The sequence below is a fragment of the Lentzea sp. CA-135723 genome (assembly GCF_050936595.1).
Classification (GTDB): domain Bacteria; phylum Actinomycetota; class Actinomycetes; order Mycobacteriales; family Pseudonocardiaceae; genus Lentzea.
In genome coordinates this window covers 343,116-358,474 of the sequence record NZ_JBNJMK010000001.1, presented here as the reverse complement: position 1 = coordinate 358,474, position 15,359 = coordinate 343,116, and the positions used below count along the sequence as shown (strand labels likewise).

13 protein-coding genes are annotated in these 15,359 nt (G+C 71.0%); 6 read left to right on the top strand and 7 right to left on the bottom strand.

Annotated elements, in window-relative coordinates; genetic code table 11:
* Positions 1–33 precede the first annotated feature (33 nt).
* On the top strand, positions 34–1,257 hold the full coding sequence (locus ACQEU1_RS01490; protein WP_433195343.1) for an APC family permease: 1,224 nt from the start codon (positions 34–36) through the stop codon (positions 1,255–1,257).
* Here the strand turns inward: ACQEU1_RS01490 and ACQEU1_RS01485 are convergent.
* Entirely contained in the window at positions 1,226–1,915 is a 690-nt protein-coding gene (locus ACQEU1_RS01485; protein WP_433195341.1) for a hypothetical protein, read from the bottom strand. The genes ACQEU1_RS01490 and ACQEU1_RS01485 overlap by 32 nt on opposite strands.
* A gap of 188 nt (positions 1,916–2,103) precedes the next feature.
* Between ACQEU1_RS01485 and ACQEU1_RS01480 the strand changes: the two genes are divergently transcribed.
* Positions 2,104–4,056 carry a sensor histidine kinase gene (locus tag ACQEU1_RS01480; RefSeq protein WP_433195339.1) on the top strand — a complete coding sequence of 651 codons (1,953 nt, stop codon included), beginning with the start codon at positions 2,104–2,106 and terminating at the stop codon, positions 4,054–4,056.
* A complete protein-coding gene (locus tag ACQEU1_RS01475) occupies positions 4,044–4,676 on the top strand; it encodes a response regulator (RefSeq protein ID WP_433195337.1) in 633 nt (210 codons plus the stop codon). Before ACQEU1_RS01480 ends, ACQEU1_RS01475 begins: the two co-directional genes overlap by 13 nt.
* Positions 4,677–4,693: 17 nt before the next feature.
* Here the strand turns inward: ACQEU1_RS01475 and ACQEU1_RS01470 are convergent, their stop codons facing one another.
* The 5 genes from ACQEU1_RS01470 to ACQEU1_RS01450 form a co-directional block, all read right to left on the bottom strand.
* Entirely contained in the window at positions 4,694–7,015 is a 2,322-nt protein-coding gene (locus ACQEU1_RS01470; protein WP_433195335.1) for a DUF7617 domain-containing protein, read from the bottom strand.
* 195 nt (positions 7,016–7,210) lie between these two features.
* Positions 7,211–9,568, bottom strand: a complete 2,358-nt coding sequence (locus tag ACQEU1_RS01465) for a bifunctional salicylyl-CoA 5-hydroxylase/oxidoreductase (RefSeq protein WP_433195333.1) — start codon at positions 9,566–9,568, stop codon at positions 7,211–7,213.
* Complete coding sequence (locus tag ACQEU1_RS01460; RefSeq protein ID WP_433195331.1) at positions 9,565–11,151, bottom strand: AMP-binding protein; 1,587 nt, start codon at positions 11,149–11,151, stop codon at positions 9,565–9,567. The genes ACQEU1_RS01465 and ACQEU1_RS01460 overlap by 4 nt, the downstream gene beginning before the upstream one ends.
* 29 nt (positions 11,152–11,180) lie before the next feature.
* Positions 11,181–12,071: an acyl-CoA thioesterase gene (locus ACQEU1_RS01455; protein ID WP_433195329.1), complete on the bottom strand. Its 891-nt coding sequence runs from the start codon at positions 12,069–12,071 to the stop codon at positions 11,181–11,183.
* Complete coding sequence (locus tag ACQEU1_RS01450) at positions 12,068–12,538, bottom strand: cupin domain-containing protein (protein ID WP_433195327.1); 471 nt, start codon at positions 12,536–12,538, stop codon at positions 12,068–12,070. The genes ACQEU1_RS01455 and ACQEU1_RS01450 overlap by 4 nt, the downstream gene beginning before the upstream one ends.
* A gap of 52 nt (positions 12,539–12,590) precedes the next feature.
* Between ACQEU1_RS01450 and ACQEU1_RS01445 the strand changes: the two genes are divergently transcribed.
* The 3 genes from ACQEU1_RS01445 to ACQEU1_RS01435 are packed head-to-tail and all read left to right on the top strand — an operon-like array spanning position 12,591 to position 14,792.
* Positions 12,591–13,007 (top strand): RidA family protein, encoded by a 417-nt coding sequence (locus ACQEU1_RS01445; protein WP_433195325.1) that lies wholly within the window; start codon positions 12,591–12,593, stop codon positions 13,005–13,007.
* A gap of 55 nt (positions 13,008–13,062) precedes the next feature.
* A complete protein-coding gene (locus tag ACQEU1_RS01440; protein ID WP_433195323.1) occupies positions 13,063–13,953 on the top strand; it encodes a fumarylacetoacetate hydrolase family protein in 891 nt (296 codons plus the stop codon).
* A gap of 11 nt (positions 13,954–13,964) precedes the next feature.
* Entirely contained in the window at positions 13,965–14,792 is an 828-nt protein-coding gene (locus ACQEU1_RS01435) for a PaaX family transcriptional regulator (RefSeq protein ID WP_433195321.1), read from the top strand.
* Here ACQEU1_RS01435 and ACQEU1_RS01430 read toward each other — a convergent pair.
* Positions 14,789–15,337 (bottom strand): M15 family metallopeptidase, encoded by a 549-nt coding sequence (locus ACQEU1_RS01430; protein ID WP_433195319.1) that lies wholly within the window; start codon positions 15,335–15,337, stop codon positions 14,789–14,791. The genes ACQEU1_RS01435 and ACQEU1_RS01430 overlap by 4 nt on opposite strands.
* Between the last annotated feature and the right edge of the window lie 22 nt (positions 15,338–15,359).

Below are 15,359 nucleotides of genomic sequence, written 5' to 3'. Positions count from 1 at the left end.
GGCTGCCTCGCTCGGCGCTCAAGAATTCATGGCATGTCCTCCCCTCTCACCGTGTCGCGCGCGTCGGCGATGTACGTCGGGGCCCTGCTGGGTCCCGGGTTGCTGATCGTGCCCGGCCTGACGGCGTCCATCGCCGGTCCGGCGTCCGTCCTCACCTGGTCCGGCCTGCTCGTGCTCTCCGGTCTGCTCGGCTGGGTCTTCGCCGCGCTCGGCATCCGCGTGCCGTCCGCGACCGGTGTGCGCGGGTACGTCACCGCCGGTCTCGGCGCCCGCACCGCGGCCACGACCTCGTGGACGTTCCTCGCCGGGATCATCACCGGCACGCCGATCGTGAGCATGATCGGCGCGAGCTACGTCGCCGAGCTCACCGGGTCGGGCCGGGTGACGGCGTGCGTGGTCGCCGTGGGGATCACCGCGGCGGTGCTGCTGATCACCTCGCGCGGCCTGCGCACGTCGTCGACCGTCCAATCAGGACTCGTGCTGCTGTTGCTGGGCGTGGTGACGCTCAGCGTCATCGGCGGGGCGCTGTCGTCCGACGCCGGCAACTGGACGCCGTTCGCCCCGCACGGCTGGACGGCGGTCGGGACGGCCGCGGCGCCGTTGATGCTCGCGTTCGTGGGCTGGGAGGCGGCCGCGCCGCTCACCGCCAGGCTGACCGATCCGCGCCGCCAGCTGCCGCGGATCGTCACGATCACGCTCGTCGTCACCAGCGTGCTCTACCTGGCGCTCGCGGCCGTCACGATCGGGGCGCTCGGCCCGGACGGCGGCGGTTCCACGCCCGTCGCGAAGCTGCTCGTCCTCGCGGTCGGCCCGGCCGGGCTGCTGCTGGCGGCCGTCTCCGCCGTCGTCCTCACCATCGGGACGGTCAACGCCTACGTGTCCGGGGCCGCGACGCTGGCCCGGTCGCTCACGAGGGACTCGCTGGACCTCGACACCCCGCCGCGCTGGCTGAACGCCGCGATCCTCACCTCCAGCGGCGTGTTGATCAGCCTGTTCGGCGCCGGAGTGCTGGACCTCGACGCGCTGGTCGCCGTGCCGAGCACGATGTTCCTGGTGGTGTACCTGGGGTGCACGGCCTCGGCGTGGCGGGTGCTGTCGGGCGGGGTGCGCGTGGCCGCCGCCGTCGCGTTCGCCGTCGTGCTGGTGATCCTGGGGTTCACCGGCACAGCAGGGCTCGCGGCCGCGGCGGTGGCGCTGGTGGCGTGGGCGTTCACCCGCACCCCTGTCACCGCTGGGTCTGCGCGGGCCCGGACGTGACGCGCCAGGCGCAGTAGCCGAGGCCGATCGCGCCCGCGGCCATCGGAACGCTGGTCAGCAGGCCCGCGACTCCGTTGCCGGGGACCACGAACGACGCCACGACGAACAGCAGCAGCACCGGCACCCACTTCGGGACGGCGTGCGAGCGGAACAGGCCGACGCACTGGAGAACGGTGCCCAGCAACACCATCGCCGCACCGGGGACCATCAACGCGAACAGGTGCGGATCGTTGTTGGCCGCGTCGACGACGGCGGTGCCCGCGGCGCGGTCGACGGCGGGGTCGGTCGGGTAGAAGTACGCCGCCGCCCAGCCCGCCACGGCCGCGCCCTGCAGTCCGCCGCCTGTCCACATGAGCGCGCCGCCCCAGGTCGCCCAGCCGCTGCCGCGGTGGCGCACCAGGAACATGGTCGCGAGAGCTTGGAGCGGGATGTTGAGGACCTGCAGGGCGGCGAGGCCGGTGAGCAGGGTCCACCAGAGTTCGCGGCCGGCCGCGATGTCGGTGTACGCGTAGGTCTCGCCGCCCGCCGCCGGTTCGGGCCAGAGCAGGCCGCCGGCGACCGCGGCGACCGACGTGATGGCCAGGACGGCCGCGAGCACGGCCATCCGGCTGCGGGTGGAGGTCTCGGAGGTGGTGGGTGCCGAGGTGTCGATGGACATGGCTTTCCTTTCACGGGATCGGCCGGGTGGGCGGTAGCGAGGTGACCGGCCGCCTTTCCGGCACCGCTCCGCTTTTCGTGGCTTCAGCCAAGCCCCAGACCCCCGCCGCCCACATCGGTGCGGCCCCTTGGCAGCATCTCCGTGCCGGCACGGAGGCCATCCGCCGACACCGGCCTTACCCTGGCCCGATGAGGTGGCAGCGACCCGCCGGATGGGCTCTCCTGAGCGCCGCCGTCGTGATGACGGCAGGCGGGACCTGGCTGCTCCTCCACACCCCGGGCAACCCCCTGGCGTTCGCCGGCTTCGCCACTCTCGGCCTCGCGATGGCGGCCCTGGGCGTGACGATCTCGCACCGCGTCCCGGCCAACCCCGTCGGCCCGCTCCTGGCGTGGATCGGCGCGATCGTGGTCTTCCTGGCCACCCGCGACGTCTACTACCGCACCTGGCTCGACGACCCGGACGCCGTGCCTCTCGACCCGCGCGTCGTGGCGGTGCTGAACGAGAGCGGCTGGTGGCTGCCGGCCGCCGTCGCGTTGCTGTTGCTGCACTTCCCCAACGGCACCCTGCCCGGCCGCTGGAGGGCCCTGCCGCCCGCGATCGTCGTGCTCGCCCTGGCACAGCAGGCGTTCGGCACCATGCCGCAGGAGCCGTTCACCGAACCCGTGCAGGACCTGGCCAAGCCGTGGGGCGAGGTGCCGGACGCGGCCAACGTCCTCAGCTACGTCGTGAACATCGGCCTGATCCTCGCGGTGATCGCGGCCGGTGTCTCCCTCGTCGCGCGGTTCCGGACGTCGGAGGGCGTGGTCAGGGCTCAGCTCAAGTGGCTCGCGTTCGCCGGGCTGGCGGTGACGGCGTACCCGGTGGTGTGCCTGGCCGAGATCGTCGTGACCGGGCGCAGCGGTGTGGTGGCGACGGTGTTCGGCGTCGTCACGATCGTCGCGCTGTTCTGCTCGGTCGGCGTGGCCATGCTGCGGCACGACCTCTACGACGTCGACCGCGTGCTGGCCGACACCATCAGCTACACGATCGTCCTGCTGGTGCTGGTCGGCGCGTACGGGCTGGCGGCGCTGACGCTCGGGCTCTTCGCCGGGCGGGACTCCCCCGTCGCCGCGGCCGGTGCCACCGCCGTGTGCGCCGTGCTGCTCACCCCTGCCCGCAGGCACCTCCAGAAAGCAGTGGACCGCAGGCTGTTCCCGCGCACCAGGGCAGCGCTCCAGGCGGTCGAGGACCTGCAGCAGCGCGTGCACACCCAAGCGGCACAACCGGAAGAGCTCGAAGCGACCCTCAGGGAAGCACTGCGCGACCCGACGCTCCGGGTGGGTCTGCTGCTCCCCAACACCACCGGCTTCGTGGACGCGCGCGGCGAGCCGGTCACCGACACCGGGCTCGTGCCGATCACGTTGGGAGGCACACAGATCGGCGTCCTGGCGGCCGGCGACACCACGGCGCTCAAACCCGTCGCCGAGAAGGCCGCGAACCTCGTCGAGGTCGCCCGGCTGCGCGGTGAACTGGCGGCCGCGCTGCGCGAGGTCGAGGCGAGCCGGGCCAGGATCGTGCAGGCGGGGGACGCCGAACGGCACCGGCTCGAACGCGACCTGCACGACGGCGCGCAGCAACGGCTGGTGTCGCTCGGCATGGCCATGCGGCTCGCGCAGCGGCAGCTGCCCACCGGCGAGGTCGACGTGCACGCGCTGCTCGACCAGGGCGTCGCCGAACTGGCCACCGCGATCGCCGAGCTGAGGCAGATCGCGCACGGCCTCAGACCGACGAGCCTCGACGACGGCCTGCACGCCGCGTTGCAGGCCCTCACCCACAAGCTGCCGGTGCCGGTGGCGCTGGAGATCACGGCGGGCGACCTGGCCGACGACGTCGCGATCACCGCCTACTTCGTCGCCGCCGAAGCCATCACCAACGCCGCCAAGCACGCCAGGGCGAGCACCATCACCGTCCGCGTCACGCAGCAGGCCGACGAGGTCAACGTGTCCATCGAGGACGACGGCCGCGGCGGAGCCGATCCGCACCGGGGTTCCGGGCTCGCCGGACTGGCCGACCGGGTGGCCGCGATCGGCGGGAAGCTGAGACTCCGCAGCCGGCCCGGCACCGGCACGACCATCCAGGCGGTGCTGCCGTGCGCATCGTGATCGGCGAGGACTCGGCGCTGTTCCGGGAGGGCCTCGCGAGCCTGCTCACCCACGCGGGCCACGACGTCGTGGGCAAGGCCGCCGACGCCGAGACCCTGGTCGAGGTCGTGGCGAGTGAGAACCCGGATCTGGCCGTTGTGGACGTCCGGATGCCGCCGGAGCTCAAGGACGACGGCGCCAAGGCCGCCAGGAAGATCCGCGAGGCCCAGCCGGAGGTGGCGATCGTCCTGCTGTCGCAGCACATCGAGACGAAGCACTCGGTGGAGCTGGTCAGCCAGGGCGGGTTCGGCTACCTGCTCAAGGACCGCGTGCTCGACGTCGACGAGTTCCTGGAGTCGATCACGCGCGTCGCGGCGGGCGGTTCCGCCCTCGACCCCGAGGTGGTGGGCCGGCTGCTCGGACGGCCCACCACCGGGGCGCTCACCCCGCGCGAACGCGAGGTGCTCGGACTGATGGCCGAGGGGTGCACGAACGTGGCCATCGCCAAACGGCTCTGGCTCACCGGGCGCACGGTCGAGACCCACGTCGGCAGCATCATGGCCAAGCTGGGCCTGGCCGCGAACGTGGAGGAGCACCGCAGGGTTCTCGCCGTCCTGACCTACCTGGCCGAGTACGGCTGATGCTCCTCCACCCCTGCTCAGCTCAGCGCGCAGAGCAGTGAGCAGGCCTTCGCGGACGACCAGTCGGTGTACAGCCGCGCACCGTTGACCGGCGTGTACTTCGCCTTCGCCTTGTTGGTCAAGGGGAAGAGCGACAGCAACGCGTAGGTCGAGCAGTGCACCACTTTGGACTCACCGGGCTGCAACGTGAACGGCCCGGTCTGGCAGGCCGGTTCCACGTCGTCGACCACGTGCGCGTCGACGACCGGGATCGGCCCGTTGTTCGTCACGGTCACCCGCCAGTACGCGGTGGCGTTCAGCAGGCCCAGCACACCGACCGGCGCCTGCTTGAGCCACGGCCCGGCGCCGCCCGCCTTGCAGTGCGACGGCGTGTACGAACCGCAGATCTCCTTGTTCACCACCACGTTCGGCAGGCACGCCGCACCCGGTGCGACCTGTCGCGTCACCGTGTTGGACGAGAACGCGCCCGTCCCGTCGGTACCGCCGGCGGTGTTCGCGACGGACGTGACCGCGCAGTCCGCGGCGATCGTGGTGCGGAAGCACACCTGCGGCGCGTCCCCGCCGAACTCGACGGACAGCGACGGCTGGTTGCCGTTGCCGAAGTCCGCCGCGTTGTTCAGCACCAGCGAGGCCGTGACGGTCAGCGGAGAAGCGGTGACGCCGGTCAGGTCGACCGTGCCGTCCGGCGCGAACCCCGGCACGGCAACGGGATTGCCGCCGCCGTCCGTCGCCCGCACGCTCGACGCGCCGAAGTTCACGTTCGCCGGGGTCACCCCGACGAGCCGCGCCTTCGTGTAGCTCGTCGCGTGTTGCTTGCCGTCGCAGTAGAACTGCGAGGGGTTGAGCGACACGGAAGCGCCACTGCGCACGCATGGCGACGCTCCCGTGTCAGGATCCATGGAGAACAGCACGCCGGCGTCACCGAGCCCGATCAGGCAACCGGTGGGCGCGTCGTAGGCGTAGCCGTAGTCCCTCGTGTTCCCGCCGTTGACGCCGGGGTGGTAGATGCGCGACGGCACCCCGGCGCACGCGGTGCCGGTGCTCCAGTCGTGGCACAGGGTCGCGCCGACGTACGGGCCGCTCCAGATGCCGAAGTAGCTGCGCACGCGGTCACCGGTGCGGACGACCTCCGGCGTGAACACCCACGTGTTGCTCTCCAGCGCGGTGAAGCCGTTGGGCAGCGGCGACCCGTCGATCGCGAAGCACGTGGTCACGTTCGTGGCACCGGCCGTGCTCGCACACGCTCCGGTCTCCTGGCCCGTCGTGCTGTAGGCGGTGAACGCGTTGTAGGAGTAGTTGCCGGCGGGAGCGAGCTGTTTCGGTGCCGGCCAGCCCGCGCACCTGTCCGCGGTGCCGGGGTCGAAGCAGCCCATCATCGGCGTACCGGCGTTGACGGCCAGCGACGACGACGCGAACAGCTTGCCTCCGGCGACGGCGAGCGCGCCGAGGTAGTAGCCGCCGTGGTTGGTGAACGGCACGATCGGCGCGTAGGGCTGGCCACCGCACGCGGTCTGCGTCGCGGGCGTCCAGCACAGCACCTGGCCCGAGTTCGCGACGCCGTAGAGGTTCCCGCCGATCTGGGCGAGCCCGGCCATCTCGAACGTCTGTCCACCGCGGTTCATCAACGGCCAGTAGCCGCAGTTTCCGGGAGCGGCGAGGTCGAGGCAGCCGACACCGATCGAGGACGCCGTCACGGCCGAGTAGTACACGCGGGCGGGATTCCCGGTGTCGCGGACGTACTGCGGGGTGAGCGGGCTCGCGATGTCCCCGGTGTTCCCGGCGCCGAACGGGCCGGGCGTCGTGTTGAGCGGCTTCGGCCACGGCCCGCCCGCGCACAGCGAGCTGGTCGAGACGTCGGTGCACACCAGCTTCGGGTTGGCGAGCCCCAGGTGGTGGTAGACGTTCCAGGCCTGCAACCGGCCTTCGGGCGTGCGGTGCAGGATCGGGATGAACCCGTCACCGCCGGTGGGGCTCGCGCTGGCCCGCACCGGCGGGGTGAGCACGTTCCCGAGGGCCTTGCCGCCGTTGCGCACGTTCGGGTGCGTGGCGGTGACCGGGTTGCCCTCCGTGCCGGTCCAGCCCGGCGGGACCTGCAACGACCCGGCCAGCAGCGACTGGCCGGCGCCGATGGGGTCGGTGATGGTCGCGGCACCGTTGGCCGCGTTGTCGTAGGACACCACCCAGGAGGCGGTGGCGCCGTGCGCGGCGGGGTCGGACACGCCCTGCACGGACTTGGTGAGCGTGGAAGCGGGTGGCTGGGCGGCCACGGGCACTGCGGCGGTCAGCGTGCCGCCGGCGAGCACGCAGGCAAGCAGCACTGCCGGCAAACGTCTTCGCACGAGCGGACTCCCTTCAGCGGCGGTTCGGGAACAGACCGCAGACGCTAGGGACGCCGCTCGTGCGCGAACACCCGCTCACCCGCGTGCGTGGGATGTCTGCCCCATCAGACCAACGCGCGGGAGCGGAACATGCGACCTCGCAACGGATTCCAATTCATAGTCGAATGAAGTTTCACCTGAACGCCGCCGAAGTGCCTATCCGAGGACCGAATGTTCGCGGTGCGGAGTCCACCTGAGATGGACGGCGCGGTCCGGCGGGCCGGCCCGCAGCAACGACAACCGCGGCCTGATGGCGTCCGTGCGGGCAGAGGGCGGCTTGCGGCTGCCCGCCCGGAACTGGACCGGCCACTCGGCCTGGTAACCCTGTTCGGCGGCCGCGTGCAGGGTCCAGTGCGGGTCGTAGAGGTGCGTGCGGCCGATCGCGCACAGGTCCGCGCGGCCCGCCAGCAGGATCGAGTTCACGTCGTCGTACGAGGCGATCGCGCCCACCGCGATCACGGCCGCGCCGGTGACCTCGTGCCTGATCCGGTCGGCGAACGGGGTCTGGTAGCTGCGCCCGTACGCGGGACGTTCGGCGGCGGTGACCTGGCCGCTGGACACGTCGATCGCATTGGCTCCGTGGGCGACGAACGCGCGGGCGATCTCCACCGCGTCGTGTTCGGTGTTGCCGCCGTCGACCCAGTCGGTCGCGGAGATGCGCACGATCATCGGCCGCTCGGCGGGCCACACCGCGCGGACGGCGTCGAACACCTCCAACGGGTACCGCAGCCGGTTCTCCAGCGAGCCGCCGTACTCGTCCGTGCGCTGGTTCGCGACCGGTGAGAGGAACGACGACAGCAGGTAGCCGTGCGCGCAGTGCAGTTCGAGCAGGTCGAAGCCCGCCTCCGCACCCCTGCGGGCGGCCGCGACGAACTCGCCGGTGATCCGGTCCAGGTCCCCGCGGGTGACCTCGGCCGGCACGGCGGAGGTGGGACCGTACGGCAGCGGGGACGGGCCGCAGACCTCCCAGCCGCCCTCCGGCAGCGGGTCGTCCATGCCCTCCCACATCAGCCGGGTGGAGCCCTTGCGGCCGGAGTGGCCGAGTTGCAGGCCTATCCGGGCAGTGCCGCGGTCGTGCGCGAACCGGACGATCCGCGCCCACGAGTCGCGCTGCTCGTCGTTCCACAGGCCGGTGCAGCCCGGCGTGATCCGGCCCTCCGGCGAGACGCAGACCATCTCGGTCATCACGAGTCCGGCGCCGCCCATCGCCTTCGAGCCCAGGTGCACGAGGTGGAAGTCGCCGGGCACGCCGTCGTCCGCCGAGTACATGTCCATCGCCGAGACGATCACGCGGTTCTTGAGCTCCAGCTGCCCGAGCGTGAACGGCTGGAACATCGCCGGGGCAACGGAAGCGAGTCCCTGCGAGGCGGCGAACTCGGCGTCGACCCGGTCGGCGAACTCGGCGTCACGGGTGCGGAGGTTGTCGTAGGTGATCCGGCGCGAGCGGGTGAGCAGGTTGAAGCAGAAGCGGGTCGGCTCCTGCTCGGTATACATGCCGATGTTCTCGAACCATTCCAGCGACGCCTGGGCGGCGCGCTGCGTGGACTCCACGACGGGTCGCCGTTCGGTTTCATAGGCGGTGAGGGCGGTTTCGACGTCGGCGTGTTCGTGCAGGCACGCGGCGAGGGCGAGCGAGTCCTCCATCGCGAGCTTGGTGCCGGAGCCGATCGAGAAGTGCGCGGTGTGCGCGGCATCGCCCACGAGCACGAGATTGCCGTCGTGCCACTGCGCGTTGCGGACGGTCGTGAAGCTAAGCCACTTCGAGTTGTTCGCGTGCACCTCGTGGCCGTCGAGCTCTTTCGCGAACAGCTCGCGGATCCGGTCGACGGCACGCTCGTCGGAGACACCGGGCGCGAACTCCTCGCCGGTGTCGAACCCGGCGCGCCGCCACACGTCCTCGTGCATCTCGACGATGAACGTGGACCCGTTGTCCGAGTAGGGGTAGCCGTGGACCTGCACGGTCCCCCACGGCGTGTCCTTGATGTAGAACTGGAACGCCTCGAAGACCAGGTCGGTGCCGAGCCACATGTACTTGTTGCGCCTGCGGTCCACAGTGGAGCGGAAGACGTCCTGGAACGCCTGGCGCACCTGCGAGTTGACGCCGTCCGCGCCGACGACGAGGTCGTGCGAGGCGCGCAGGTCCTCGACGGCGGGCGCGGGGGTCGAGAACCGCACGTCCACGCCGAGCGCGAGACACCGCCGCTGGAGAAGGTGCAGCAGCTCCTTGCGGCTCATCGCGGCGAACCCCTGCCCGCCCACGGTGTGCGTCTCGCCGCGGTAGTGGATGTCGATGTCCGTCCACCGCGCGAACCGGCGGGCCATGGCGTCGGCGAACTCCGGGTCGGCGTTCTCGATCCCGCCCAGCGTCTCGTCCGAGAACACCACGCCGAAGCCGAACGTGACGTCCGGCGCCTCGCGTTCCCAGACCGTGACGACGTGCGCCGGGTCGAGCTGCTTCATCAACGCGGCGAGGTAGAGCCCACCGGGGCCACCACCGACGACTGCGATCTTCATGCGGACACCTCGTCCTCGACGATCTTGCGCAGGGCGAAGCGCTGGAGCTTGCCGCTCGCGTTGCGGGGCAACGAGGTCCGGAACCGCACCTCGCGCGGGTACTTGTACGGCGCGATGGTCCGCTTCACGTGGTCCTGGATCTCGCGCGCCTTCGCGTCGTCGGCCGTGACTCCCTCGCGCAGCACCACGAACGCGCACACGACCGAGCCGCGTTCGTCGTCGGGCTTGGCGATGACGGCCGACTCCAGCACGTCCGGGTGCGCGTCGATGGCCTCCTCGACCTCGGGGCCGCCGATGTTGTAGCCGGAGGAGACGATCATGTGGTCGCTGCGGGCGTGGTAGTGGAAGTAGCCGTCCTCGTCGCGGTGGAAGACGTCACCGGTGACGTTCCAGCCGCTCACCACGTAGTCCTTCTGCCGCGGGTCGTCGAGGTAGCGGCAGCCGACCGGGCCGATGACGCCGAGCCGTCCGGGTTCGCCCGGTCCGAGCTCCTCGCCGTCGACGCCGAGCACGGTCGCTCGGTAGCCGGGGACGGGCTTGCCGGTGGAGCCGGGCCGGATGTCGTCGCCGGCGGCGGAGATGAAGATGTGCAACAGCTCCGTGGCGCCGATGCCGTCGATCACCTTCAGCCCCAGCGAGTCGTGCAGGCGTTGCCAGGTCTCCCGCGGGATGTGCTCCCCCGCCGACACGGCGCCGCGCAGCCCGGCGAGCTTGTGCTCCAGGCCGTCGCGCAGGATCGCCTTGTACGCCGTGGGAGCGGTCGCCAGGACCGTGACTCCTTGCTGCTGCACGAAATCCGCTACCTGGGCCGGGGTGGCGGCCTCGGTCAGCAGCGCGCAGGCGCCGGCTCTGAGCGGGAAGACGAGCAGCATGCCCAGGCCGAACGTGAACGCGAACGGCGCGGTGCAGGCGACGAGGTCGTCCTCGGTGAGCCGCAGCACGTGCCGGCCGAAGGTGTTGTCGATCGACAGCACGTCGCGGTGGAAGTGCACGGTGATCTTGGGTGCGCCGGTGCTGCCGGACGTGGGCGCCAGCAACGCGACGTCGTCCGCCGCGGTGTCGACGGCGACGAACTCCCCCGGCTTGGTCCGCGTGCGCGTCGCGAGGTCGTCGTACGTCATCACCCGCAGGTCCGGGAAGTTCTGGACGTCCTCGGCGAACCTGGGGTCGACGAGCGCGATGGACGGCCGGGTGCGTTCGACGATCGGGGTGAGCTCGCGGGTCCTGAGCGCGGCCATGGTCGTCACCACGACACCGCCCGCCTTCAGGACGCCGAGCCACGCGGCCGCGGTCCACGGGTTGTTCGGCGACCGCAGCAGGACCCGTTGTCCCGCAACGAGTCCGAGGTCCTCGGTGAGCACCTCCGCGACCTGGTTGGCGCGGGTCCGCAACTCACCGTACGTCCACACCTCACCCGCCGGGGTGCGCAGCGCGGGACGGTCGGGGCCGAACGCCACCACCGGGACGTCGATCAGCTCGACGGCGGCGTTGAGGCGGTCGGGGTAGGTCAGCTCCGGCGTCGTGAACTCGATCGTCGGCCACAACGCCGACGGAGGGAGGTGGTCGCGGGCGAAGGTGTCCATGGTCGAGAAGTCCTTCCGCGGGCGGCGGGTCAGGAAGCGCGGATCATGCCCTCCTGGGCAACGGTGGCGAGGTGCTGGTGATCGCGGGTGAAGAAGCGGCCGTAGCCGAGTCCCCGTCCCTGATCGGCGGCGACGGCCTCCTGCACGTAGAGCAGCCAGTCGTCGACGCGGCCCTGGCGGTGGAACCACATGGCGTGGTCGAGGCTCGCGGTGACGAGTCCCGGCTGTGCCCAGGGCAGGTCGAGCACCCGCAGCACCGGCTCGAGGATCGTGTAGTCGCAGACGTAGGCCAGGGCGGCGAGGTCGCGCTGGGCGTCGGTCAGTCCGTCGACGGGCCGCAGCGGGTCGAACGGCCTGATCCACACGGCCTGGTGCGGCACCTTCTCGCCCTCGACGGCCAGGTAGACCGGGCCGGGCACGTGCCGCATGTCGAAGCTGCGGCCACCGGCCCAGTACGCCTTGGACTCCTCGGTCATCGTGCCGCCGGCGCGATCGGCGAGGTAGTCGGCCGAGCCCGGCAGCTCCTCGGGTGCGGGCAGGTCGTCGGTGAACTCGACTTGGAACGTCCCGCCCGGCTCGCCCGCCGCGAAGTTCGCGAGGCAGACGTAGAGGGGCTTGCCGTTCTGGTAGCCGCGGACCTGCCGCGTGCTGTAGCCGCGGCCGTCGCGCAGCAGCTCGACCTCGTACCGCACCTGGGCGCCGATGTCGGCGGGGCGCAGGAAGTAGCTGTGCATCGAGTGCAGCGTCTTGCCGTCGGTCACCGACCGCATGGCGGCGGCCGCGGCGGCCGCGACCAGGTCGCCGCCGTACGCCTTGGGCCACGGGCAGGGCTGGGTGACGGCCGTGAAGGCGAGGTCGAAGTGCTCGGCCTCGGCCTTCTCCAGCGTGACGGCGTCGGTGAAGATCGCGGAGGTCGTCATCGGGTCAGCCAGTCGCGCAGGTCCTCGTCCGGCACGTCGTCGAGGTTCACGACGATGTTCTCCGGCGTCCGCGTGGTCATCCACGTCAGCGGGTTGTTGCGGTCGAGGTTGCACTCGATGTGCGGCATGAACGGCGGCACGAACACCCAGTCGCCCTCCGCCATGTCGAGGTAGTCCTCGAACTTCTCGCCGAAGTAGATCCGCGCCCGCCCGGACAGCACGTACCCGCCGGTCTCCGCCTCGCCGTGGTGGTGGGTGACGGAGCGGTAGCCGGGTTCGTTCGTGACCTTGCCGAACCACAACCTGGTGGCCGGGGTGTGCTGGATGCTCACGCCCGAAATGCGGATCGCGCCACCGGAGTTCGCCGTGTCCGGGTTCTCGGCACCTCCCCGCGTCACGACCGGCGCGACCAGACCACTGGGCAGCCGGTACATCGAGTTGTCGCCTTCGAGCTGGTACTTGCTCAAGTCGGGCTCCATATCTCGTATTCTTCACGACCGTCAGATAGTGTCAATACTCATGAAGCCTTTGGCAGTGAACCCGGCGAGCCTTCCGGCACCGAGCGGCTACTCCCACGGCACCCTGTCCGGCACCACGCTGCACCTGGGCGGCCAGACCGCGCTGGACGCGGACATGAAGATCGTTCCGGGCGGCATCGTCGAGCAGTTCCGCCAGGCGTTCGGCAACGTCCTGACGACGTTGCGCGCGGTGGGCGGCGAGCCGGAAGACCTGGTCAGCATCACGATCTACCTCACCGACATCCCGGACTACCAGGCGCACGGCAAGGAGATCGGCAAGGTGTGGCGCGAGCTCGCCGGACCCGTCTACCCGGCCATGGCCGGCATCGGCTGCACCGCGCTGTGGCAGCCGGAGGCGCTCATCGAGATCCTCGGCGTCGCGGTCATCCCGGAAGAGCGGCTGGTCAGGCCGAACTGAATCGATAGCGCTTTCATGATCGACGCAATGTGAACGCCATATCGGAGGTGCTCGGGTGAAGCTCGCGTCCGTGTCCGTCGGCGGTGTGCGCCGTGCGGGTGTCGTCGACGAGACGGAACGCATCGTCTCGTTGTTGTCGGTCACGGTGGACGACGTCGTGCGCGGCGCGCCCGTCGAGCTCACCGGCGAGGTCGTGCCGCTCGACGGCCTGTTGTCGCCGTTGCACCGCTTCAACCGCGACGTCCTGTGCACCGGCTGGAACTACTGGGACCACTTCGAGGAGTCGGCCGGCAAGCGCGAGGGCCAGGACCCGGTGTCCCGCCCGCTGCGGCCGACCTTCTTCACCAAGGGCCCGGACACCGTGATCGGTCCGTTCGACCCGATCGCGTTCGACCCGTCGGTGTCCCAGAAGTGGGACTACGAGGCGGAGATCGCGATGGTCATCGGCCTGGACGGCCGTTCGATCCCCGAGGAGAAGGCGCTCGACCACGTCTTCGGGTTCCTCGTCGCCAACGACGTCTCGCAGCGCGACCTGCAACGCGCGCACGGCGGCCAGTGGCTCAAGGGCAAGAGCCTCGACGCCACCATGCCGCTCGGCCCGTGGCTGACCACCCTCGACGAGATCGCCGACCTCGCGGCGTTGCGGGTGCGGTGCGAGGTCAACGGCGTGCGGTTGCAGGACGCGTCGAGCGCGCAGATGGCGTTCACGTTCGCGCAGATCATCGCCGAGCTGAGCGAGGGCATGACGCTGCGCGCCGGCGACGTGATCCTGACCGGCACCCCGAGCGGGGTCGGCAACGCGCGTGAGCCGCAGATCTTCCTGCGGGACGGCGACGTGGTCGTGACGCGGGTCAGCGGGCTCGGCGAGCTGCGCAACACCGTGACGCTGACCGACCTCGCGAGCCCTGGCGTTAAGCTCCCAGCCGATCAAGGAGGAGAGCGCTGAACGTCGCGGACATGACCGTGGAAGCCGCGGCTCCCGCCGGACGCGACCGGCTGGGACCGCTCATCATCACGATCTTCGGCCTCTACGCGCGCACGGAGCACAACTGGCTCTCCGTGGCGTCGGTCGTGCAGCTCATGGCCGACCTGGGCGTCGAGGGCCAGGCGGTCCGCTCGTCGATCTCGCGCTTGAAGCGCCGTGGTGTCGTGGTGGCCGAACGTCGGGACGGCGCCGCCGGGTACGTGCTGGCCGAACCCACGCTGGAGACGCTGGCCGAGGGCGACACGCGCATCTTCGAACGCCGCCGCGCCACCGCCGACGACGGCTGGCTGGTCGTGGTGTTCTCGGTGCCGGAGTCCGAACGCGACAAGCGGCACGCCCTGCGCACCAGCCTGACCCAGCTCGGCTTCGGCACCACGGCGCCCGGCGTGTGGGTGGCGCCCGGCAACCTCGCCACCGAGACCCGCCGCACGCTCGAACGCCGGGGCCTCGCGGAGTACGTCGACATCTTCACCGGGCAGCACTTCGCGTTCGGCGACCTGCGCTCGAAGGTGCGCGCCTGGTGGGACCTCGACGAGCTCGCGGACCTGTACGCGGACTTCCTGCGGCGGCACCGCCCGTTCCTCGACGCCGGCGCCACCACGCCGGAGCAGGCGTTCCAGGCGTACGTGCCGATGCTGACCGCGTGGCGCCGCCTGCCGTACAGCGACCCGGGCCTGCCCCTGTCGCTGCTGCCGCCGGGGTGGAACGGCGTGACGGCGGAGGCGTTGTTCGAGCAGCTCAACACGACCCTGAGCGCCCCGGCCCGCGAGCACGCGCTGGCCGTGATCCACGGGCGTTAGCCCGCGTTGCTCTGCGGCTGCGGGCACTGGCCACCCGGCATCGTGAGCAGCTCGAAGTGCCACATCTCGTTGGCGTAGGCCTGGCAGAGCCCGTAGTCGGAGCCGTGCTGGATGAGCCAGTCGTCGGCGTTGGTCGGCCCGATGTCGATGGCCTTGCCGGTGACGTGCGCCGACTTGTCCGGCGGGTGCACCCACCTCAACGCCTCCTCCTCGCTGCGGTAGAGGTCGATCGCCTGGTCCAGCAACCGCTGCTGGTACTCGCGACTGCGCCAGCCCGACGTCACCCGGAACTCAACCCGGCTCTTCGCGTCCGCCGCGGCCTTGCGCACCGCGGCGAGCAGTTCGGGGTCGAGGTTGGCGATCGCGGCGTGCTGGTCGTCGTCGAGCGAGATGCTCTGCCCCTCGGGAATGCTGCCGTCCCCGGCCACCCCGCGCCCACTCGGCACCCCGCCAGGGCCACCGCCCGTCCGCTCGACCTCGGCACCGCCCGCCGAACACCCCGCCAAGAGCACCACTGCCGCCATCACGATCCATTTACCAGCCACGACACCGAGCGTGCCGAACCGA